Genomic DNA, 22,621 nt, shown 5'->3' with positions numbered 1-22,621 from the left:
CTAACTTTTTGTTGCGGAAACCGCGGATGTGTAGCTGGACGGGGACAGGGAGGTGTTGGAGGTGGCAGGCACCAGGGCCTCCAGGAGCCTGATCACCCTGTCCTCGAATCCCTTGGCTGATTCATCCGTGACGTTGGCCATCAGCCGGACTACGAACTTCATGAGTGCGGGCAGCGGCATGCCGGTGCGGAGCGCGAGCTTCATCACCGACGGCTTGCCGATCACCGAGGCGAACGCGCGGCCCAGGGTGAAGTGGCTCCCCCACTGGCCGCGCACATAGTCCGCGTACCCCTTGAAGTGGAGGTCGGCGTCGTCGTGCGTCCACTTGGCGTAGCGGCTCTGCCAGGTGCTGGCGTCGATGATGTATTCGGCCGCAAAGCGGGCGGATTCCATGGCGTAGGAGATGCCCTCGCCGTTGAACGGGGACACCATGCCGCCGGCATCGCCCAGGAGCAGCAGCCCGGGGTAGTAATGCGGGGTGCGGTTGAAGCCCATGGGCAGTGCTGCGCCGCGGATCTCGCCCACCTGGTTCTCGGGCGTGAAGCCCCACTCGGGGGGCATGCCGGCGGTCCATTCACGCAGGACCTGCTTGTAGTCGAGCTTGCCGAATTCCTTGGAGGAGTTCAGGATGCCCAGGCCCACGTTGGAGGTGCCGTCGCCCACGCCGAACACCCAGCCGTAGCCGGGGAGCAGTTCGCCGTTGCGGCCGGGAAGTTCCAGCCAGCCCTCCATCCAGTCGTCGTCGTGGCGGGGACTGGTGAAGTACGTGCGAACGGCGACGCCGAGCGGACGGTCGTCGCGCTTCTGGATGCCGACGGACACGGCGGTACGGGAGGAGTTGCCGTCCGCGGCGAGGACGACGTCGGCAGGGAAGTCGCGCGTCTCCCCTGTCTTGCGTCCGGACTCGTCCAGCAGTGCGGCGCGGGCACCGACGACGCGTCCGTCCGCCGCGCGCAGGGCTTCAGTGACGCTGTGCCCTTCCAGGATGGTGGCACCGGCGGCCTCGGCGTGACGGGCCAGCTCTTCGTCGAAGCCCAAGCGCGTGCGGATCAGGCCGTACGTGGGGAAATCGGAGACTTCCGGCCAGGGCAGTTCGATGGTGCGGCCGCCGGCGATCAGCCGGAGGCCCTTGTTGCGCCGCCAGCCGCCTTCTTCGGTGTGCGGGAGGCCGAGCTTCTGGATCTCGCGGACGGCGCGCGGCGTGAGGCCGTCGCCGCAGACCTTTTCGCGCGGGAACCTGGTTTTTTCCAGCACCGTGACGGGGATGCCGGCCTTGGCGAGGTAGTAGGCGGCAGTGGACCCTGCGGGGCCGGCGCCGACGATCAGTACGTTCACGGCAGCGTGGCTAGCCCGCGGGCCGGGTGATGTTGCGGCGGAGCTTCGCCACGGGGCCGGTGTGGTTGGCGATGGCGGCGGCGCTGCCGGACAGGGGCTTGTGTGCGCGGTGGACGGCCACGATGCCGCCGCTGAGGTTGCGGTAGGTGACCTTTTCCCAGCCGGATTCCTGCAGCCAGCCGGCCAGGTGGTCCTGGTCCGGCCAGGCGCGGATGGACTCGGCGAGGTAGACGTAGGCGTCCGGGTTCGACGAGACCTTCACGGCAATGGCGGGCAGGGCGCGCATGAGGTATTCGGTGTACATGGTGCGCCAGAGCGGGATCACGGGCTGGGAGAACTCGGCGATGACGAGTTTTCCACCGGGCTTGGTGACGCGCAGCATTTCAGCCAGGGCCTTCTTCGGCTCATTGACGTTGCGCAGGCCGAAGGAGATGGTGGTGGCGTCGAAGCTGTTGTCCGCGAACGGCAGGCGGGTGGCGTCGCCGGCGATGAAGTCGATATCCGGGCGGCGGCGCTTGCCCACTTTGAGCATCCCCAGGGAGAAATCGCAGGCGATGACGTCGATCCCCGCGTCCGCGTAGGGCTCGCTGGAGGTGCCTGTTCCGGCAGCCAGGTCCAGCACCCGCTGCCCCACCTTCACATCCATTGCTTCGACGACCACCCGGCGCCAGCGGCGCGTCTGTCCCATGGACAGGACATCGTTCACGACGTCGTATTTGGGGGCGACGTCGTCAAACATCGTGGCTACTTCGTCCGGACGCTTATCCAAGGATGCTCGGTTCACCATGACATTGTCTCAAATGTTGGGCTGACCCACGAACCACGGCGATTCTTTGGGCTGTGGGCTGAAAGCTGCCCGGTCGCGTTCGCCCCAACATGGTGCCGGCCCGGCTCCAACAGGGTGCCCGGCACCGCCCCAACGAGGCGCCGGCGCCCGCCAAACGAGGCGCCGGCCGCACTCGGGAGTACTGTTATCTCATCATGACGAGTACGTTCCGCACCTTGACAGTCCCTCTGGATGGAAGATCATTCTCCGGGGGGCTGCCGTCATTTCTGGTCCGGGACGATGTCCTCTGCTGGACCCGCCGCGAAGCCGGCCTGGTGGGCTTCGGCGAGATCGCCCGCTTCACGGCCACCGGGCCCGAGCGTTTCCTCGAGGCCGACATCTGGTGGCGGCACCTGGTCCTCGAGGCGGACGTCACCGACTCCGTCGAATGCCCCGGCACCGGGCCGGTGGCCTTCGGCTCCTTCGCCTTCTCCAAGGTGTCCACGCACCGTTCACGGCTGATCGTTCCCGAAATCGTTGTGGGGGTCAGGGACGGCCGCGCCTGGCTCACCCAGTTAACGTTCGACGACGGCGAACTCACCGAGGCGGGCGCCCTCGCCGCCCTGGACCGCTGGCTTGAGGCCGACCCGCTGGACGGTGACTTGCTTGCGACGGAACTGCCGGCGACCGGGTCGGCGGACACCGCCGTCGGGCTGCCCAGTGGCGACCGTCCCGGCGGCGAGGGGCCCACTGACCCGGCTGCCGACGTCGTACCTAAACTCGAAACCGGATCACTCAGCGAGCATGACTGGATGGCGGCGGTGGCTGCCGGCGTCGAGGAAATCCGGACCGGCAAGCTGGAGAAGCTGGTGCTGGCCAGGGACATCGTGGCCACGATTCCTGAGGGCGTGAACGCGGCGGAAATCCTGCGCCAGCTGGCCGTCCGGTACCGCGAATGCTGGACCTACGGCGTGGACGGCCTGGTGGGCTCAACACCGGAAATGCTGATCCAGGTGGAGGGACGCACGGCGCAGGCGCGGGTCCTGGCCGGAACGCTGGACCGGCGGGATGCCGAGGGAATGGACGGCTCGCCGCTGGAATTTGCCGAGCGTGTGCTGGCGGGGTCCGAGAAGCAGCGGCATGAGCACGAGATCGCCATCCAGTCGCTCACCACGCAGCTGGCGCCGTTCTCCGAAGCCATGAACGCGCACAGCGAACCGTTCATCCTGGAGCTGCCGAACGTGTGGCACCTGGCCTCGGACGTGAAGGCCGAACTGACCGAGGTGGAGGGCCATGTGCCCACGTGCCTCGCGCTGATCAACGCACTCCACCCCACGGCCGCGGTCTGCGGAACCCCCACCACCGTGGCGGGCGCCCTGATCCGCAAGCTGGAACACATGGACCGTGGACCGTACGCCGGACCGGTGGGCTGGCTGGATGCGGCGGGGAACGGCGAATGGGGCATCGCGCTGCGCGGCGCTGTGGTCGAGGCGCCGGACACGGTGCGGCTCTACGCCGGCTGCGGCATCGTGGAGGGATCCCACCCTGAAGCTGAGCTCGCCGAGACGTGGGCGAAGTTCCGGCCGATGCTCGAATCGCTGGGCATCAAAAGCTGACTTCGCCGCCGCCAACCTAACTGACTGGCTCGCAGGCCGGCGGTCGCCCGGCGGGCCGAGAGTCCGGGATTTCAGACAATGCCGCGGCGCGGGGTCTTGCGCTAGCCTCGATATTAGTTATCCAATAGTGAAACTAAGTTTTCTGTGATGCACATCTCAGGTTCGGCGATACACTATAAGCCGTTTTAGTCACGCATACCCCTGCAACAAAAGGTAAGAAACTATGCAGCCCATGTCCTCCGCCACGGCAAAGCTGGCCGCCAAGGCAGCCGCAATCCTCGCCGTCGGCGCCCTCTCCCTCACGGCCTGCGGCGGCAGCTCCACCCCCGCCGCGTCCTCCGCAGGCGGCGTCCAACTCATCAACGCCGGCAAGCTGACCGTTTGCTCCGACGTCCCCTACGAGCCGTTCGAGTTCCAGAAGGACGGCAAGATTGTCGGCTTCGACATGGACATCGCCGCCGAGGTCGCCAAGGACCTGAAGGCTGAACTCAGCGTTGTGGACAGCTCCTTCGAGGCCATCGAGACCGGCACTGCGCTCACCGGCTGCGACGTTTCCATCTCCTCGGTCTCCATCACGGACACCCGCAAGGCTGTCATGGACTTCTCCAACCCGTACATGGACGATGACCTCACCCTCGTGGCCAGCGAAGCGTCCGGCATCAAGGACATCGACAGCGCCAAGGGCAAGAAGGTGGGCGTGCAGCAGGCCACCACCGGTGCCAAGTACGCGCAGGAGAAGGGCATCGACGCCCAGCAGTTCGAAGATTCCGGACTCCTGGTCCAGGCTCTCCAGGCCGGCACCGTCGACGCCGCCCTCGGCAACCAGTCCGTCCTGGCCTATGCCATCAAGGACGACGCCAAGTACAAGCGCGTGGAAAACTACGCCACCGGCGAGAAGCTGGGCATCGCCATCAAGAAGGGCAACACCGCCATGGCTGACCAGGTCAACTCCACGCTCAAGCGCCTGACCGACGACGGCTCCCTGAAGAAGTACGAGACCACCTGGTTCGGCGAAGCCGCCAAGTAGCCCACGCTCCAGAGACCTACGCAGCCGGGGCCCCGTTCAGCATCTGTCCATCAGCCTGTACGGGGCCTCAACTGCGCAAACGAATGTGAGAACACCATGGCAATGACCGCACGTCAACGAGCCAAAGTCAGCCTGTACGTCCAGGCCGGAATCTTCGTTGTGGCTGTGGCCGCGCTGGTTCTGGCCACCGACTGGAAGACCATCGGCACCAGCGTCTTCAACTTCGCCAAGATCGGCCCGATGTTCCCGGACATCTTCTTCTCCGGCCTCAAGAACACCCTCATCTACACGGCCCTGGGCTTCATCGTGGGCCTGTCCGGCGGACTGCTGCTGGCTCTCATGAAGCTTTCCAGCTTCCCGCTCTACCGCTGGATCGCCACCGGCTACATCGAGTTCTTCCGCGGCATTCCCGCCCTGCTGGTGTTCATCGCCTTCGGTTACGGTGTTCCGCTCGCGTTCGGTGTGCAGTGGAACGTGACCATCGTGGTGATGATTTCGCTGGGCATGGTGGCCGCGGCCTACATCGCGGAAACGCTCCGCGCCGGCCTGCAGGCTGTGCCCAAGGGACAGCTGGAGGCCGCCCGCTCGCTGGGCATGCCCCAGTGGCGGGCCATGGTGTCCATCGTGATCCCGCAGGCGTTCCGGATCGTGCTGCCGCCGCTGACCAACGAAGTCATCCTCCTGACCAAGGACTCCTCGCTGATCTACGTGCTGGGCCTGACCGCCTCGCAGTACGAGCTCACCAAGTTCGGCCGCGACGGCATCTCCAGCCTGGGCGCAGGGCTCACCCCGCTCCTCGTGGCCGGTGCGTTCTACCTGGTGATCACCATCCCGCTGAGCCTTTTGGCCCGGAAGTTCGAAAGCCGCTCCGCGCGGACGAAGCGATAGGCAGGAACAGTCATGAACGACGTCGTACATTCCTCCGGCACCGCCGGAACCCGCGGTTCCGCCGTGCATGCCGCCGGAGTTTCCCTGAAGGACCTCCGCAAGTCCTACGGCTCCAATGAGGTCCTCAAAGGCATCAGCCTGGACGTAGCCCCCGGCGAGGTTGTCTGCCTGATCGGCCCGTCCGGCTCCGGCAAGTCCACCCTGCTGCGCTGCGTGAACCTGCTCGAGCAGCCCAACGAGGGCACCATCCACGTGGGCGGCTTCGAGGCAACCGACCCCGACGTGGACATCGACAAGATGCGCCGCAAAGTGGGCATGGTGTTCCAGCAGTTCAACCTGTTCCCGCACCTGAACGCCCGGCAGAACTGCACCATCGCCCAGACCAAGGTGCTCAAGCGCGGCCAGGCCGAGGCGGACAAGGTGGCACAGGCCAACCTGGACCGCGTGGGCCTGGGCCATCTGGCGGACCGCTTCCCGGACCAGCTTTCCGGCGGCCAGCAGCAGCGCGTTGCGATTGCCCGTGCGCTGAGCATGGACCCCGAGCTCATGCTGTTCGACGAGCCCACGTCGGCCCTGGACCCGGAGACGGTGGGCGACGTCCTGTCCGTCATGCGGAACCTGGCCAAGGAGGGCATGACCATGCTGGTGGTGACCCACGAGATGGGCTTCGCCCGCGAGGTGGCCGACCGCGTGGTCTTCATGGATGGCGGCGTTGTGGTGGAGGAAGGCGTGGCCGAGCAGGTCATCAGCGCACCCACCCAGTCCCGCACCAAGGAGTTCCTGAAGCGCGTCCTGGATCCGACGCACATCGACATCTCGAAGTAGCTGCCGGGGCTGAGGACACTGAATCGGTCCGGGGACACTCATATTCGGGTGTCCCCGGACCGATTCTGCGTCCTGGCGCTGTTTGCGTTTCCTGCGGAGGAACGACGACGGCGTGCCACCCCGGCCGTCGCCAGCTTGCCTTCCACCTCGCCCGGCTTCCAGAGATCCGCCCAGTCCCACCGGACCACATTGCGTCCGGTGGCCCGGATCCGGTCCTCCCGGAGTTTTTCGTCCACCACGACCTGCCCGGGCGTCCTGCCTTTGAGGTATTCCGGCTTGAGATACTTCTCAACGCCGTCGAATTCCCCGACGGTCCGGCTGCCCTTCCAATAAAAGTCGGTGAAGGCCACGAAACCGGTGGAGCTCCGGACCTCGTACTGCAGGGTTGGTGACTCGAACCCCGCCACGTGGATCAACCCCCGGCTGTAGGACTCCCCGGCCGACCCGGACTGCGGGTCGGCAAACTCTACGGCCGCCCGCACCCTCCGTTCTACGGCCGCCGGGTACAACCCTGGCAAAGCAGCGAGGAGACCTGCCTTGGTGAGCGCCGGGAGTCCGCGAGCCGGATCGGGCTTTAACACGTGGTCCAGCGGAACTAGTGCCTCGGCAAACGGCACGGTTGCCGCGAGGTCCAGCACCGTTACCACGCGTGAGGTGACGAGCAGACCGTCCACCGTGTCGGCGTCGAGGTTTTCAGGCTCAACCAAATGCCTCCGCACGCCGTTGCGGGATCTGCCGCCTCCCCTGAACGTAGTGAGAGCGTGCACCGGCTGGCCCCGCTGGATGGTGGGAATCCCCCACACCGATGCCCCGGAATGATGCGAGAAGACCGGCGGGACGATGGAGGTGTCCGCAACCGCCTCGATCCGGAGCCTGTACTGTTGCCAGGCGGCGAGCCCGGCCCAGGCTGACGCCTCCACATAGACACCCTGCCTAATACGCACCAGCGCGCCGGATTTCACTGCTGCGGGCAGTGAGCGGGTGCTCGCGCCGGTCTCGGCAAGATGGCGGGTCAGGATCAGGCGGGGAAGCGCGCGCATACCGAAACCATCGCAGGGCGCGAAGCGTGCCGAAAGATGCCGGGCCAGCTATGTGGACAACCCCACCCCGCCGCGGGACACAGTTTCGGCCCGAGGATGCGGGTTAATCCGTGTCCTCGGACCGAAACGGCGTCCTGGGGTTACGCCAGCACGCCGCGCACCGCCTCCGCTACTGCGGCCTTGATCCGGCCGTGCAGCTCCCGGAGGCCACTCCGGTCGGTGCGGACCTCAATGATGCTGCGGCCCTGCGGCGGTGCGGCGAGCGCCTCGGCGAGTTCCGCCGTGGTACGCACTGAGCAATGCTCGACGCCGTACGCTGCGGCGAGCGCCGCGATGTCAACTGTGTGCGGGGTTCCGAAGAGGCGTTCGACGGCGTTCCCGTACGTTCCGGACTCCTGCACGGCGCCGTGTTCCAGCAGGTTGAAGATGGCGCCGCCGGAGTCGTTCAGGACCACGATGCGCAGCAGGGGGTCGTTCTCGGCGAAGCCCGGGAGGAGCCCGCCGGCGTCGTGCAGGAAGGTGACGTCGCCGACGAGCAGCGTGGTTTCCTGCCGGCCGCCCCGCGCGATGCCCGTGGCGGTGGAGATGGTGCCGTCGATCCCGGCGAGGCCACGGTTGGCGAAGACGGTGGCGTGCGGCTCGGGCGCGGGCTGGCCGGCGAGGTCCACGTCGCGGATGCCGTTGGAGGACCCCAGCACGAGCTGTCCCCGCGCGTGATTCCACACCAGTGCGCCCACGGTGGGTCCCGTCGCGGCAGGTTGCTCGGACAGCACCTGGTCGAGCGCACGCTGGGCGGCCGCACCGGCCAGCAGCCAGGCATCCAGCCATGCCGACGAGCCGCGGCCCGAGAAGTCGGCGAGGTCGCTGAGGTTGTCCAGCGGGAGCTCGGTCCGGCGGCCCGGCTCGTACCAGGCCACGGGAACCGGCTGGTAGAGGGCCGAGGGGACGTCGGCGCGGGCCAGCAGCGCGGAAACCGGACGGGAGAGAGTTGGCCGGCCGAACAGCACCACGCGTTCGATGGGCTGGGCGGAATCGGGGCCGAAATGCTCCAGCAGCAACCGGTAAGGCCCCACGGCATTGGGACCGAAGCGCGAGTTGGAGGACGGTTCGGCCAGCAGCGGCAGGCCATGGGCGCGGGCGAACGCTTCGGCGACCGGCCCGGCGTCGTGCCCTGCCAGCACCACGGTGCGCCGCTCGTCAAGCGTGGCCGCTGCCGGCGAGAGGGTGAGCGGCTCCGGGCCGCGGCCGATCTGCCAGATTCCGGGACCGGCAGCCTCCGGCAGGTGGTCGCCGGCGGCGGGGACCAGCGGATCACGGAAGGCCAGGTTCAGCTGGACAGGCCCGGGCGGGGTGTCCTCGAAGACTCCCGTGGCCGCGCTGAGCGCCGTCTCCACGGCACGCTGCGGGTCTGTGCCGGCGGGGACGTCGACGGCGAAACGGACGTGCTCGCCGAAAAGGTCCAGTTGGTCCGTGGTCTGGTTGGCGCCGGTCCCGCGCAGCTCGTCGGGCCGGTCGGCGGACAGGACCACCAGCGGAACAGCGGCGTGGTTCGCCTCCATCACCGCGGGCATCAGGTTCCCGACGGCGGTGCCGGACGTGGTGAGCACGGCAGCCGGCGCTCCCGTGGACAGGGCCAGGCCAAGGGCCGTGAACCCGGCCGACCGCTCGTCGATCCGGACCAGGAGTTCCACCCGGCCGGAGGCGTCGGCCTCGGCGAGCGCGTAGGCCATGGGCGCGGACCGGGAACCGGGCGAGACCACGACGTACCGGACTCCGCCGTGGAGCAGGGTTTTGACGGCGATCCGGGCGGCTTCGATCGCCGTCAGGGTGCCGGATCCTGAGCGGGCCGGGGAACCCGTGGGGTCGCCTTCGGAAAGCGGGGCATCGTCGGCGGCGGCGTAGGCGTTAATCGGGTCCAGCGGGTTCTCAGAAGTCACCAATCCAGTCTCCCACCAACCCAACGCTCCCTCACTTTCTTCGGCGAAGTAACGACGGCCAAAAACCACCAACAGCTGAGAGGCCGCAGTCGCCAAAAAACCCGCCACAAGTGAGAGAGCGTCCCAAGATGAGCGGGGCTCACACGAGTTAGGTAAACTGCAGCAAAGCAGTGATTACCCACCGGAGGATCAGCCCATGAACCGCAAGGCCACCGCACTGGACGTCGCCAAGCTGGCGGGCGTCTCGCGCAGCGCTGTGTCGCTGGTGCTCAACGGGCGGGGCAACGGCAACGTGGCGCTCGAAAGCCAGCAGCGCATCCGGGAAGCAGCCGCCGCGCTCAACTACTCGCCGAACAAGATTGCCCTGAGCCTGCGCAACCAGCAGTCGCGGATCATCGGGATAGTGTCGGACGAGGTGGTCACCAGCCCGTTCGACGGCAACATCATCGCCGGCGCGGATGCCGTGGCACGGTCGCACGGCTTCGTCACCGTGGTGATGGATACGGAGCACGACGAGTCCCGGGACGAAGGTGCCGTGGAAACCCTGCTGGACCGGCAGGTGGACGGGCTCATGTACGTGACGGTGGGTCTGCGTCCCCTGAACGTGCCGCCGAACATGGCCCGGGTCCCGTCGATCCTGGCCAACTGCTTCGACGACCGCCCCGACGCAGGGCTTCCGGCCGTTATCCCGGACGAGGTACGCGGTGGCCGGGAAGCCGCCGAGCACGTGATGTCCCTGGGCCACCGGGACATCGCCTTTCTCGCCGGCGACTCCCTGACCCCCGCTGCGCCCCGCCGGATAGAGGGCTACCGCGAAGCCTTCAGCGGCGCGGGCATGCCTGTCAATGAGGACCGCGTCATTCAGGTGGGCTGGGACATCGACGCCGGATTCCACGGCGCCATGAAGCTCCTCGACGGCGTGGAACCGGCCGCCCGTCCAACCGCGATCCTGTGCGCCAACGACCGCCTGGCCATCGGCGTCGTGCTGGCCTGCTACCGGCTGGGGCTGAACGTTCCGCAGGATGTATCGGTCATGGGCTACGACGACGAATTCCGCGTCGCGAAGACCATGGTGCCGGCGCTCAGCACCATGGCCCTCCCGCTTCGGGAGATGGGCGCGGCTGCCATGACGGCGCTGCTCACCGAGGTGGAGGCTGCCCCGAACGGAAAGCACGACGACGACGGCACTGCTGCCGCCGGCGCCCCCGCCGTCACCGGCGCGGACACGATGGTTCCCTGCCGGCTGGTGGTCAGGGATTCCACCGGCCCCGTCCCGGCCGGGCGCTAAGACCCGGCCGGGACCAGCCACGCGCTAAGAGGGCTGACCGAGTTCCCAAACCTCGGCCGTCGCGCCGGCGGGAAGCCGGAGCTGCCACTCTTCCCCGTCGGCCGGGTAGGCGCGCAGCGTCGTGGCCACCGAACCGGCCCGGTACACCTCAACCAGCGAAGCATCCACGAACACTCGCAGCTCCTCCCCCGGCTCGACCGTTCCGCTGAACACTGTTTGCCGGGTGCCGTCCCCCACGAGCAGGAGTTCGACGGCGGTGTCCCCGCCGCCCGCACCGGTCCTGACGCCCGGGCCCGCGGTCACCAGCGCTTCGGCAAACGCAGGCAGCTGAACGCTCCCTGCAGCTTGGCTGGCCACCAGCGTTCCGCGGTAGGCATCGATTTCAGGGGCGGGGCTGACCACCAGGGCGCCGTCCACCACCGAGAGCTCCCGTGGGAACGTCAGGACCCCGGCCCAGCCGGCGGCGTCAACGTCGTCCTGGCTGCGGCCGCGGCGTCCGTCCCGGCCCGGTCCTTCGTTGGCCCACCCCAACAGCAGGGCCCGGTCCTCCAAGGCCACCACCTGCGGAGCGTAGAAGTCGCGTCCGTGGTCGGACTTTCCGCCGCCGCGGGGTGTGAAGACCGGCAGCCCGGTAGCCGGGTCCTCAGTCAGGGAACCGATCAGGTGGCCCACGCCGTTGGCGTGTTCGTGCGCGTCGCCGGAGAGCCAGAGCGAGAACATCATCAGCCAGGTCCCGGAATCCCCGGAGTCCCATGCGGAATCCCCGGAGTCACCGCCGGCACCGGAGGAATCCGGCACGCGCACCAGCTGCGGGCATTCCCAGATTTCAGCCGGTGTGAACTCGGAGGCCACCGGGTTCTCCGAGGTCAGCCAGATGCCCTGGTATTTCCAGTCGGACATGTCCTCCACCGTGTACAGGAGCAGCGCCGCGTGCCCGTTGGCGAGGCCGGCGCCCTGCATGGCGTACCGCTTGCCGTTTAACCGGAAGATGAACGGATCCCGTACCGCTGTGACCTGACCGTCGGCGGGCATCGTTGCCGCCACATGGCCGGTCTGCTCCCAGTAGACAAGGTCCGCCGAACCGCGGGCGATGACCACCTGTGAGTGCCCCCCGTCGCTGCGGACGCCGGAGTACGCGGCGGTGGGAACGCCGCCGTCGTCCGTCACCACACCGGTCCAGCAGCCGTACTCATCCGGACCGCCGCTCTGCGGGCGCAGCGCCACCGGGTGTTCCTCCCAGCGCACCAGGTCGGCGGAGCTCACGTGGCCCCAGGCGATCCGGTGGTGCCGGGCGGAGTCCGGGTTGTACTGGAAGAACACGTGGTACCGGCCGTTGATGAAGCTGACGCCGTTGGGGTCGTTGATCCAGCCCTGCGCGGGACGCGGGTGGAAACGCGGGAAGGCGGGGTCGGGGTGATGGGCGGCGACGTCGTCGAAACGAACGGCGGCGAGGTCCGGGGAGGGCATGGCGGGGCCTTTCGGTGGGTAGGTTATTTTCCGGTGCCGGCCGTGAGGCCGTCCTGGAGTGCGCGCTGGCCGAACATAAAGACCACCAGCGCCGGAATCATGGACAGGACCACGCCCGCGAGCACCACGGAGATGCTGCCGGTTCCCAGGTTGCCCTGGAGCGAGACAAGTCCCAGCGGAAGCGTGAAGTTTTGCTCGGAGATGGTCAGGATGAGCGGGCGGAAGAACTCGTTCCAGTGGAAGTTGAATGCGAGGATTCCCACGATCGCCATGCCGGGCATCGCCAGCGGTGCATATACGGAACGGAAGGTCCGCCAGGGGCTGGCGCCGTCGATCGAGGCGGCCTCGGCCAGCTCGGCGGGGAGTCCCATGAAGTACTGGCGCATCAGGAAGGTGCCGAACGCCGTCGGAATGGCCGGGAGGATCAGCGCCAGCAGCGTGTCCGAGAGGCCCATGCCGCGGATCAGCATAAAGACGGGAACGATCGTGACCTGCACCGGCACCATCATGGTGGCCAGCACAATCGAGAAAAGCGCGCCCCGGCCGCGGAACTTCAGGTGCGCGAACGCATAGCCCGCCAGCGCCGCGGAGACCATCTGGCCCACCGCGATCAGCCCGGTCACCAGGGCACTGTTGAGGACGAGGAGGAAGATATTCAGCTGCTGGAATACTTCTCCGTAGGACGTGAAGTCGGGGTTCCACGGAAAGAACGACGGCGGCAGCTTGAAGGATTCCGACGGCGATCGCAGCGAGGTGGACAGGGTCCACAGCACGGGGCCCAGCGTCAGGGCGGCAGCGATCAGCAGCAGGATGATGCGGAGGGCGAAGGCCCCGTTGAACCGGCGCCGGTTGGGGGACGTTTCCGGGAGGCCTTCGGACAGCCGGGGGGAATGTCCGGCCAGGCCGTGGTCTGTTGTGGTTGTCATGGCTGGCCTTACTGGTAGAAGACGAATCGTTTGCTGAGCCGGAACTGCGCGGCCGTGATGGCCATGATGATCAGGGTGAGCAGCACGCCGATGGCGGAGGCCTGACCGAACTCGAGCCGCTGGAAGGCCGATTCAAAGATGACCATGACGGCGGTGCGGGTGGAGTCGCCGGGGCCGCCGCGGGTCAGCACGTAGGGCTGGTCGAAGACCTGCAGGGCGCTGATGATGGCCATCACCGAGGCCACCAAGGTGGTGGGGCTCAGCAGGGGCAGCGTCACGTGCAGGTGCTTGCGCCAGCCGGTGGCGCCGTCGATCGCTGCCGCCTCGTATGTCTCCACGGGAATGGAGGCCAGGCCGCCAATGAACAGCAGGAAGGAGAACCCGAAGTTCTGCCACACGTACACCAGAATCACGACGGCGGCGGACCCGCCCGGCGTGGTCAGCCACGGCACGGCGGGGATGCCCACGAGGGACAGGAACCAGTTGACCACGCCGAACTGTTCGTTGAAGAGGTACCGCATGAAGATGGACACGGAGGCCGCGGACAGGATCAGCGGGAAGAAGAAGGCGGAGCGGAAGAACACCCGCAGCCAGGCAGGCATCTTCTCCTGCACCATGATGGCCAACGCCAGGGCGAGCCCCAGCTGAAGGGACACGGCCACCACCACGAACATAATGGTGTTCAGGAAGGACACCCGGACGGTGGGGTCCTGGACCACTTCGGAGAAGTTGTCGAAGCCCACGAACGTCGGAGCGGAAATGATGTCCCAGCGGAAGAAGGCCAGGACCACGGACGCCACGATCGGGATCAGCGTGAACAGGCCCATGCCGAGGATGGTGGGTGCCAGGAAGATCCAGGCCAGCCAGCGCTGGCTGTGCCGTGACTTGGCGCCTAGTTTCGTGGCGTTCCTGGCGGGTGCAACCCCCGGCGCTGCCGGCCCGGCGGCCCGCTTCGGCCGTTCCCGGTGCGGGGTGGTGGTGCTCATGACTGCCTCCTCAGGGCCAGTTCAAGGTCGCGCTGCATGGAGGCGAGGGCCTGCTTGAGCTGGCGCTCGTCGCCGCTGACCGCGAGCGATACGTTCTTCATGAGGGCCGTTTCGACGGCGGCCTGCTGCGGTGGCGCCGGGATGGGGCCCGTGGTGGGGAACCGGTCCAGGGTGTCGTAGAAGACCTTCCAGTGGGCGGGACCCTTGCCGGCGTAAAGCTGCTCGTTGACCATGGAGCGGCGTGCCGGCGTCGTGATCGGGTTTGGGAAGATCAGTTCCATGGCCTCGCGGCTGGAGCTGAACTTGATCCATTCCCAGGCGGCGTCCTTGTCCTTGGCGGTCTTCATGATGGCGTAGCCGGCGGTGCCGAACTGGTGGCGCTGGGTCTTCCAGCGCGGGAAGAACTGGACATCGAAATCGTTCGCACCCATCCCGGCCTCGTGCAGTCCCTGCACCCAGTAGCCGCCGGCCGGCGTGGTCCCGATGCGGTTGGACGCGAACAGTCCCACGAGGGAGCTGCCGCCCCCTTCCTCCGGGCGGACGCCGAGCCCGTCCTTGACCAGTCCGCGGAGGTAGTCGAAGGATTCGAACACGCGGTCGTCGTTGGCGTTCGGCTCCAGCCACTGGTAGCCGCCGGACCGGAGGCTGCGGGAGGGATCGTTGGCGTAGAAGCCGTCCCAGAGCCACTCCCCGCCAGCGGACCTGGTTTCTTTCAGGAAGCTGGTGTCGTTGGCGTAGAGCCACGGCACCACCCCGCCGAAGAGCCGGTTGGTCCAGTAGTAGGGCGTGAAGTCCGAGGTCCGGGCTTTCCGCATGGCGGCGAGGCTGTTGCGGAAGTCCATGTGGGTCCAGTCGTCCGCCGGGCGCTCCAGGCCGGCCTGCGCGAACGCGGTGGTGTTGTAGTACATGTTGGCCGCATTCCAGTCCATGGGGAGCTGGTACAGGCTGCCCTTGTACATGAAGGCCTCCACCAGGCTGGGGTGGACGTCGTCGAAGAACTCCCTCATGTCCGCGGCGTCGCGGCGCACGTACTCGTCCAGCGGGTGGGCGAGCTTTTCGGCGAACAACTGGGCGCCTTCGGTGGCCACGTAGACCACGTCCGGCGGGGTGCCCGCGGCCACCATAGTGAGGATCTTGGTGAAGAAGTCTTTCCAGTCGACGGCCTGAATGGCCTGGACCTTGACCCTGATCTCCGGGTGGAGGCGGGTGAAGGCATCGATGGCGCGCTGGCGGGCGGCGGCGTCCGCGGCGGTGCCCATGATGGCGATGCTGAGGCTGTTGTCCCCGCGGCCCGGAATGTCCGTCCCGGAGAGCCGCGGCCACGATGCCACGGTTGCTCCGATGATTCCCGCGCCCAGGGCACCAAGGGCGGTACGGCGGGTGATTTCCCGCAGGTGCCCGTTTGTGGCTCCGGTCATGTCATTTTCCTTCCTAACACGTGTTAGGAACTGTAGATCGCCAACCTAACACGTGTCAAGCGTCACAACCTTGAGGCGCGTCATCCGACGCTCTCTCACGTCTTGCCGCTTTCACCCGGACGCTCGTTCACTTTCTGCTGGAACCAACAGGATCTGAGCGAGTGTCGGAGCCAAGGCACCGACGTAGCGGCGGCGGCAGGCGCGCGGCCAGGCTCGCCGACCCACCCGCGCTGATGCTCATACTTTTGCCAATACTCATGCTTTTACCGACAGACCGACGCCGACGCCGACGCGCTCGCCACGCTGACACACGCGACAGAGCCGACGCACTCCCCAGTCGTCACCCTAAGCGCATAGACTCTTGAGGGAAGGAGAAGTGATATGGCAAAAGGTCCCACGGTTTACCATGTAGCGGAGCGGGCTGGCGTCTCCATCGCGACGGTCTCCTTCACGTTCCGGCAACCCGACAAAGTCAAAGCGTCCACTCGGGAACTTGTCCTGGCTGCGGCGGAGGAACTGGGCTACGTTCCCAGCGCCAGCGCCCGCGGCCTGGCACGGGGCCGGACGGGCGCCCTGGGACTGTTCGCCTACGACTACCTCCTGGACCCGGCGGACGGAATCCGCGGCGACGGCCAGGACCCCCACGAACCTGCAGCTGCCGACCTTGAACGCCGGAATGAAGATCTCCGGCTGTTCCCGCTGTATGTGGACGAGGTCCAGCGCGGCGTCGAACTGGAATGCTGGCGGCGCGGGCAGGCGCTCCTGGTGGGCGGCGGAAATCCGGAAAACAATGAGGCTGTCTTGTCGGACATCGCCGGCCGCGTTGACGGTCTTGCTGTGTTCCCCCGCTCCGTACCCAGCGAGGCCCTTGCCCGAATCGCCCGGCGCATCCCCGTGGTGGAGATCTCCGAGAGCGTGCACAACCGCGAGCTGGACCACGTCACCGTGGACAACGTCTCCGGTGTCCGTGCTATCACCGAACACCTCATAGCAGCGCACGGACTATCCGAACTGATGTTCCTCGGCGGCATGCCGTCCTCGGACAACGATGAACGGCTCGCGGGCTTCCTCGGTGCGCTGAGCGATGCCGGACTGCCAAATACGCGGGAGCCGAAGTACCCGTGCGGCAGCGAACAATCCGTCACGGAGGTCGTCCGGGCCATATGCGAGCAGGGCTCATTGCCCGACGCCTTTGTGTGCGCCACCGACCAGGACGCACTGGTGGTCATGGACGCTTTGGCCGCTGCGGGCGTCAATGTTCCAAGGGACGTTGCCGTGACGGGCTTCGACGGCATCGCGGCCGGGCGGGTCATCCGGCCGTCCCTGACCACCGTGCGCCAGCCGATGGAACAGATGGGTCGCACCATGGTGGACCTACTCCTGGACCGGCTGGATCATCCTGACAAGCCGCCGGCGGCCATCCGCCTGCCCGTGCGCGTCATCCTCCGTGAAAGCTGTGGCTGCCAGCCGGGCTAAGCCCGCAGTCCCCCACCGACAACCGGCCGTCCCAGAAGAGGGATAGCCCGGACGATTCCCCGCGCCCGACGCCGCCCCCGCGGCGCGAAGCCAGCCTCCCCAACGACGCCCTCGAGGCGCGCACCCGGCACATCCTCCGCGCCCAGCAACCACTCCCCGTGTAACAACTTTCTTTCGCGCAACTGTTGCCAAGATCACTTTCAATGCGCTTAGATTGGTCTTAGCGATAAATCAAAGCGCTTAGATACTTCGAAAAGCGGTGCCCCAACGGTGCCCGCCCCTCCGCGCCCAGCCGATGACGGCCGTGCCTGCGGAACCCACGAAAGGAACAAAGATGATCCATCCGAACGCTCTGAAGGCAGCCGCCGTCGGTCTTGCGGCCACACTGCTGCTGACCGCCTGCGGCAGGGACTCCACAGGTTCTTCCGCCGCATCATCGGCCCAGCCGATTGCCTCGGGTGCGGCCTCCGGCACCATCACCCTGTGGGCCCAGGGCAGCGAAGGCGAGGCCCTGCCGGCACTGCTCAAGGAGTTCGAGTCGGAGAACCCCGGCGTCAAAGTGAATGTCACGGCCATCCCGTGGGACGCCGCGCTCAGCAAGTACCAGACGGCCATCGCCGGCGGGACAACCCCGGACGTCGCCCAGATGGGCACCACCTGGATGGGCGATTTCGCGGACTCCTTCGACCCAACACCGAAGGAGATCGATGCCGGCAGCTTCTTCCCAGGCTCGGTGAAGTCCACTGAAGTTGAGGGCACTGCGTACGGCGTGCCCTGGTATGTCGACACCCGCGTGGTCTACTACCGCAGCGACCTCGCCGAGAAGGCCGGCATCACCAAGGCACCGGAAACCTGGGATGACTTCAAAGCCCTGGCCAAGGGGCTCCAGGACAAGGCCGGAGCGAAATTCGGAGTCCAGCTGCCCACCGGCGGCGCCGACTCCTACCAGGCCACCCTGCCGTTCCAGTGGTCCAACGGCGCCAAGCTCATGAACGACGACGGCACCAAGTGGACCCTCGATACGCCGGAAGCAGCAGAGGCCCTGAAGTACTACTCGAGCTTCTTCGCTGACGGGATCGCGTCCAAGGCCGTGTCCACGGGAACCACTGCCGAGGCATCCTTCGTGGACGGCTCCGCCCCCATGATGATCAGCGGCCCCTGGCACGTCGGGCTGCTCAACAAGGCCGGCGGAGAGGGCTTCGAGGGCAAGTACAAGGTTGCCCCGATGCCCAAGGAGAAGACCTCGACATCCTTCGTTGGCGGGTCCAACATGGTGGTGTTCAAAAAGTCCAAGAACCGGGATGCCTCCTGGAAGCTGGTGCAGTGGCTGTCCAAGCCCGAGACCCAGCTCAAGTGGTACAAGGCCACCGGCGACCTGCCCTCGCAGCAAAGCGCCTGGCAGGACCCGTCGCTTTCCGAGGACAGCAAGCTCTCCGTCTTCGGGGACCAGCTCAAGACCACGAACAACCCGCCGGCCGTCCCGAACTGGACCCAGGTTGCCGCAGCCGCGGACAGCGAAATTGAGCAGATCGTCAAGGCCGGCAAGGACCCCGCCGAGGCGCTAAAGTCCCTGCAGCAGACCGCAGATTCGATCGGCACCGGGAAATAACAGTGGCCACAACCACCAACACGATGCCTGCCGGCACCTCGAAAAGTGCCGGCACCTCGAAAGGTGCCGGCAGGCCTCCGGCCCGGGCAGGACGCACACGGCGGCGCCGGAACGCGCTGACAGCGTGGCTGTTCGCGCTGCCTTTCGTCCTCATCTTCTCCGTCTTCATGCTGGGACCGCTGGTGTCATCGTTCCTGATGTCATTCACCGATTTCACCAGCCGGGACATCGACAACCCCCTCGCGGTGGGATTCGTCGGGATCGACCAGTACGCCGCGCTCTTCCGGAATCCGCAGTTTCTGCACTCCGTCCTGAACACGGCCTATTTCGTTGCGGCGGGCATCCCCCTCACCACGGTCCTTGCCCTCGCTTTGGCTGTGGCCCTGAACAATGGCATCACGCGCTTCCGGACGGCCTTCCGCGTTGGCTTCTACACACCTGTGGTCACCAGCATCGTTGCCGTAGCCGTGGTGTGGCGGTTCATCCTGCAGCCGGACGGGTTGCTGAACGTCATGCTCGGCTGGGTGGGCATCGCCGGACCGGACTGGCTCAACAGCACCACGTGGTCCATGCCGGCGCTGATTATGCTGGCGGTCTGGCGGAACCTGGGCACATTGATGATCATCTTCCTGGCCGGGCTCCAGAGCGTTCCGGCCGACATCCTCGAGGCCGCGGAAGTGGACGGCGCCAACGCCTGGCAGCGATTCATGAAGATCACCCTGCCGATGCTGCGTCCAACCCTCCTGCTGGGAACTGTGCTGTTGTCGGTCGGCTTCCTGCAGTTTTTCGAAGAACCGTTCGTGATGACCAAGGGTGGCCCGCTGGATTCAACCCTGTCGGTCAGCTACTTCACGTACAACCAGTTCGGGTTCGGGAAATACGGACTGGCGTCCGCGGCCAGCTACGTGCTCTTCGTGGCCATTGCGCTGTTGAGCCTGCTCCAATTCCGTGCCCTGCGATCCAAGGACTGAGGCCCGCCCCATGACGATCCCTGAAACTTCCCCGCTCCCTGCACCCGCTGCACCGGCTCCGCCGGAGCCAACTGTTGCGGCACCCGCCGCAGGGTCCCCCGGAAACGTAACTGCCGCCGTCGTGCGCGGAACAGCCCCGGTTCCAGCGGCCGCCGCCGTCAAGCCACCCAAGGACAGAAACGTACGACGGCGGTCCGGCCGGCGCGCGCCGGCGCGGCGCACGCTCACGTACGCCGCCCTCGTGGCCGGAGTTGCCGCGACGCTCCTGCCATTTGCCTGGATGTTTCTTGGCGCGTTCAAGACCCAGGGCGAACTTCTACGCCGTCCCATCACGTGGTGGCCGGAGCAGCCGACCCTGGACAACTTCCTGGTCTGGTTCAACGAGCTGCACATTGGCACGTTCTTCCTCAACAGTGTTGTGGTTGCTGTGTTCACGGTCCTCGGAAACCTGCTGTTTTGCTCCATGGTGGGCTACGCGCTGGCCAAGATGGATTTCCCTGGCAAACGCTTCCTGTTCCTGCTGGTCATGGTCATGCTCATGGTCCCGGGCGTGGTGACGTTCGTTCCGCTGTTCGTGATGGTCAGCAAGCTTGGCCTGGTCAGCACGTATCCGGCGTTGATCCTGCCGTTCCTTGCGGCACCGATGGGCGTGTTCCTGATGCGCCAGTTCATCATGGGCATCCCGGACTCCCTGATCGAAGCGGCCCGCATCGACGGTGCCGGTGAACTGCGCACCTTCCTGCGGATCGTCATGCCGTTGTGCGGGCCGCCGCTTGCCACCCTTGGCATCCTGACGTTCCTCGGTTCCTGGAACAACTTCCTGTGGCCGCTGGTGGTGGCCCAGAGCGAGGACATGTACACCCTGCCCGTGGCACTGTCCCTCTACTCCACCGGCCAGAATGCCACCGACTACGGGCTGCTCCTGGCCGGATCGGTGCTCATCATCACGCCCATCCTCCTGCTGTTCGTCGCCCTCCAGCGGTACTTCATCCAAGGCGTCGCAGCCACCGGTATCAAATAGGCCCGCCGGCCCGCAGCCTTCCATGCCTTCCAGCCACTACCTGACGCAAGAGAGCACCCATGACTTCACAGACCCAGACCAGTTCCCGCCCCGGACGCACCGCCCGCCCCGGAACGTCCATAACCGCCGACGGCACGGAATACCGGGACCTCAACGGCAACGGGATCATGGATCCCTTCGAAAACCCGGACCTCAGCCCGCACGAGCGCGCCGCCGACCTGGTGGCGCGCCTCAGCCTCGAGGAAAAAGCGGGGCTGATGTTCCACACGGTTATTGAGACCGGACCGGAGGGCTCCCTCCTTGAGACACCGGGCAACATCAGCAAGTCCCCCACCAGCACCGTGATCCTGGGCAAGTTCATGAACCACTTCAACATCCACGCCCTGGGCACCGCCCGTGAGGCCGCCCGCTGGAGCAACGCCCTTCAGTCGCTTGCCGAGCAGGCACCGCACGGAATCCCGGTGACGATCTCCACGGACCCGCGCCACGCATTCATCGAAAATTCCGGTGTCTCGTTCACCGCGGCCCACTTTTCGCAGTGGCCCGAGCCGATCGGCCTCGCCGCGGTGGGCAGCGCCGACCTGATCCGCCGTTTTGCCGAGATCGCCCGCAAGGAGTACACCGCCGTCGGCATCCGTGCCGCCCTGCATCCCACGGTCGACCTCGCCACCGAGCCCCGGTGGTGCCGGCAGGCGGGAACCTTCGGACAGGACTCGGAACTCAGCTCGAAGTACGTCGTCGAATACCTCCAGGGGTTCCAGGGTGACGAGCTGGGGCCGGACAGCGTTGCCTGCACCACCAAGCACTTCCCCGGCGGCGGTCCGCAGCGCGACGGCGAAGACGCCCACTTCCCCTACGGCAGGGAACAGGTCTACCCCGGCGGCCGCTTCGACGAGCACCTGGCCCCGTTCCGCGCGGCGATCGCGGAGAAGACCAGCGCCATCATGCCCTACTACGGCATGCCGGTGGGCGTCGAACTCGACGGCGAACCGGTCGAGGAAGTCGGATTCGGCTACAACAAGCAGATCATCACCGGTCTGCTCAGGGACAAGCTCGGCTACGACGGCGTGGTCCTCAGCGACTGGGAACTGGTCAACGACAACATCGTGGGCGACCAGGTGCTGCCGGCGCGGGCCTGGGGCGTCGAAGAACTCACGGCTCCCGAGCGGATGCTGAAGATCCTCAACGCCGGGGTGGACCAGTTCGGCGGCGAGGAATGCACCGAGCTGCTCATCGGCCTGGTCCGCGACGGGCTGGTGAGCGAGGAGCGCCTGGACGAATCCGCGCGCCGCTTGCTTCTGGTCAAGTTCCAGCTCGGGCTGTTCGACAACCCCTTCGTGGACGAGGACGCCGCGGCCGAAACCGTGGGCAACGCCGAGTTCCGGAGTGAAGGACATCGCGCCCAGTCCCGGTCCGTCACGGTGCTGGCCAACGGAACGCACGACGGCGGTACTCTCCTGCCGCTGACCGGCTCGCCATCGGTTTATGTCGAGGGGATGGACCCGCTGAGTTTCGACGGTTTCGGGACCGTGGTGCAGGACCCGGAGGAGGCGGACATTGCCGTGATCCGGCTGCACTCCCCCTGGGACCACCGCGACGACCTGTTCCTGGAGCAGCACTTCCACGCGGGGAGCCTGGACTTCCCGCCCGGACTGGTCTCCCGGCTCCGCACCCTGGCCGAAAAGATTCCGCTGATCATCGACGTGCGGCTTGACCGGCCAGCAATCCTGACGCCTCTCGCCGGGTTCGCTTCGGCCCTCATGGGCACGTTCGGCGTCTCGGACACGGCGCTCCTCGACGCCCTGTTCGGACGCATCGAGCCCCAGGGCAGCCTCCCGTTCGAGATTCCACGCACCATGGACGCAGTGCGTGCTTCACGCTCGGACGTCCCGGGCGACACCGCCGACCCCCTCTATGCGTTCGGGCACGGGCTGCGCTTTCCGCAGGGCCCTCTCTCACCTCCCGCGGCTTAGTCCCGGAAGCTCTCTCAGTTCCTGCGGCAAGTGCCGCAGGAAGTGAGAGAGC

General features: G+C 66.7%; 18 protein-coding genes. 10 read left to right on the top strand and 8 right to left on the bottom strand.

The genetic code is table 11. The annotated features are described in order from the left end of the window. Entirely contained in the window at positions 1-1,335 is a 1,335-nt protein-coding gene (locus TV39_RS19475; RefSeq protein ID WP_144406477.1) for a geranylgeranyl reductase family protein, read from the bottom strand. A 10-nt stretch (positions 1,336-1,345) separates the two neighbouring features. Then, entirely contained in the window at positions 1,346-2,119 is a 774-nt protein-coding gene (locus TV39_RS19470) for a demethylmenaquinone methyltransferase (RefSeq protein WP_235347455.1), read from the bottom strand. A gap of 197 nt (positions 2,120-2,316) precedes the next feature. Here TV39_RS19470 and TV39_RS19465 point away from each other — a divergent pair, with 197 nt between their 5' ends. From TV39_RS19465 to TV39_RS19450, 4 genes are all read left to right on the top strand, one after another. Beyond that, positions 2,317-3,717 carry an isochorismate synthase gene (locus tag TV39_RS19465; protein WP_043485182.1) on the top strand — a complete coding sequence of 467 codons (1,401 nt, stop codon included), beginning with the start codon at positions 2,317-2,319 and terminating at the stop codon, positions 3,715-3,717. 223 nt (positions 3,718-3,940) lie between these two features. Continuing rightward, the gene (locus TV39_RS19460; protein WP_043484910.1) at positions 3,941-4,744 is read left to right on the top strand and encodes an ABC transporter substrate-binding protein; all 804 of its coding nucleotides are present in this window, start codon (positions 3,941-3,943) and stop codon (positions 4,742-4,744) included. A gap of 96 nt (positions 4,745-4,840) precedes the next feature. After that, positions 4,841-5,632 (top strand): amino acid ABC transporter permease, encoded by a 792-nt coding sequence (locus tag TV39_RS19455; protein ID WP_043484908.1) that lies wholly within the window; start codon positions 4,841-4,843, stop codon positions 5,630-5,632. Positions 5,633-5,644: 12 nt separating this feature from the next. Then, positions 5,645-6,457, top strand: coding sequence for an amino acid ABC transporter ATP-binding protein (locus tag TV39_RS19450; protein ID WP_043484906.1), 813 nt, complete (start codon positions 5,645-5,647; stop codon positions 6,455-6,457). Positions 6,458-6,495: 38 nt separating this feature from the next. Here TV39_RS19450 and TV39_RS19445 read toward each other — a convergent pair whose 3' ends face one another. Further along, positions 6,496-7,497: a hypothetical protein gene (locus tag TV39_RS19445; protein ID WP_043484904.1), complete on the bottom strand. Its 1,002-nt coding sequence runs from the start codon at positions 7,495-7,497 to the stop codon at positions 6,496-6,498. A gap of 140 nt (positions 7,498-7,637) precedes the next feature. Next, entirely contained in the window at positions 7,638-9,434 is a 1,797-nt protein-coding gene (gene menD / locus TV39_RS19440) for a 2-succinyl-5-enolpyruvyl-6-hydroxy-3-cyclohexene-1-carboxylic-acid synthase (RefSeq protein WP_200891060.1), read from the bottom strand. A 196-nt stretch (positions 9,435-9,630) separates the two neighbouring features. Here menD and TV39_RS19435 point away from each other — a divergent pair, with 196 nt between their 5' ends. Further along, positions 9,631-10,722, top strand: a complete 1,092-nt coding sequence (locus TV39_RS19435) for a LacI family DNA-binding transcriptional regulator (RefSeq protein ID WP_043484902.1) — start codon at positions 9,631-9,633, stop codon at positions 10,720-10,722. Positions 10,723-10,746: 24 nt separating this feature from the next. On the opposite strand, the gene TV39_RS19430 is transcribed toward TV39_RS19435, so the two are convergent. The 4 genes from TV39_RS19430 to TV39_RS19415 are packed head-to-tail and all read right to left on the bottom strand — an operon-like array spanning position 10,747 to position 15,519. Beyond that, positions 10,747-12,189, bottom strand: coding sequence for a glycoside hydrolase family 32 protein (locus TV39_RS19430; protein ID WP_043484899.1), 1,443 nt, complete (start codon positions 12,187-12,189; stop codon positions 10,747-10,749). Between the two features lie 23 nt (positions 12,190-12,212). Then, complete coding sequence (locus tag TV39_RS19425; protein WP_235347454.1) at positions 12,213-13,115, bottom strand: carbohydrate ABC transporter permease; 903 nt, start codon at positions 13,113-13,115, stop codon at positions 12,213-12,215. Between the two features lie 8 nt (positions 13,116-13,123). Further along, the gene (locus TV39_RS19420) at positions 13,124-14,101 is read right to left on the bottom strand and encodes a carbohydrate ABC transporter permease (RefSeq protein ID WP_043484897.1); all 978 of its coding nucleotides are present in this window, start codon (positions 14,099-14,101) and stop codon (positions 13,124-13,126) included. Then, positions 14,098-15,519, bottom strand: a complete 1,422-nt coding sequence (locus tag TV39_RS19415) for an extracellular solute-binding protein (RefSeq protein WP_043484894.1) — start codon at positions 15,517-15,519, stop codon at positions 14,098-14,100. Before TV39_RS19415 ends, TV39_RS19420 begins: the two co-directional genes overlap by 4 nt. A gap of 381 nt (positions 15,520-15,900) precedes the next feature. Between TV39_RS19415 and TV39_RS19410 the strand changes: the two genes are divergently transcribed. The 5 genes from TV39_RS19410 to TV39_RS19390 all read left to right on the top strand — a co-directional run bounded on the left by TV39_RS19410 (position 15,901) and on the right by TV39_RS19390 (position 22,569). After that, on the top strand, positions 15,901-16,995 hold the full coding sequence (locus TV39_RS19410) for a LacI family DNA-binding transcriptional regulator (protein WP_043484891.1): 1,095 nt from the start codon (positions 15,901-15,903) through the stop codon (positions 16,993-16,995). A gap of 334 nt (positions 16,996-17,329) precedes the next feature. Next, on the top strand, positions 17,330-18,604 hold the full coding sequence (locus TV39_RS19405; RefSeq protein WP_043484889.1) for a sugar ABC transporter substrate-binding protein: 1,275 nt from the start codon (positions 17,330-17,332) through the stop codon (positions 18,602-18,604). A 23-nt stretch (positions 18,605-18,627) separates the two neighbouring features. Next, positions 18,628-19,575, top strand: a complete 948-nt coding sequence (locus TV39_RS19400) for a carbohydrate ABC transporter permease (RefSeq protein WP_043485174.1) — start codon at positions 18,628-18,630, stop codon at positions 19,573-19,575. 10 nt (positions 19,576-19,585) lie between these two features. Then, a complete protein-coding gene (locus TV39_RS19395; RefSeq protein WP_082049907.1) occupies positions 19,586-20,596 on the top strand; it encodes a carbohydrate ABC transporter permease in 1,011 nt (336 codons plus the stop codon). A gap of 59 nt (positions 20,597-20,655) precedes the next feature. After that, positions 20,656-22,569: a glycoside hydrolase family 3 protein gene (locus tag TV39_RS19390; protein ID WP_043484882.1), complete on the top strand. Its 1,914-nt coding sequence runs from the start codon at positions 20,656-20,658 to the stop codon at positions 22,567-22,569. Positions 22,570-22,621: the final 52 nt, after the last annotated feature.

The organism is Arthrobacter sp. SPG23 (genome assembly GCF_000876655.1).
In the GTDB taxonomy this organism is placed as follows: Bacteria; Actinomycetota; Actinomycetes; order Actinomycetales; family Micrococcaceae; genus Arthrobacter.
The sequence above is the reverse complement of the archived record's forward strand: the minus strand, read 5'-3'. Positions and strand labels throughout refer to the sequence as shown.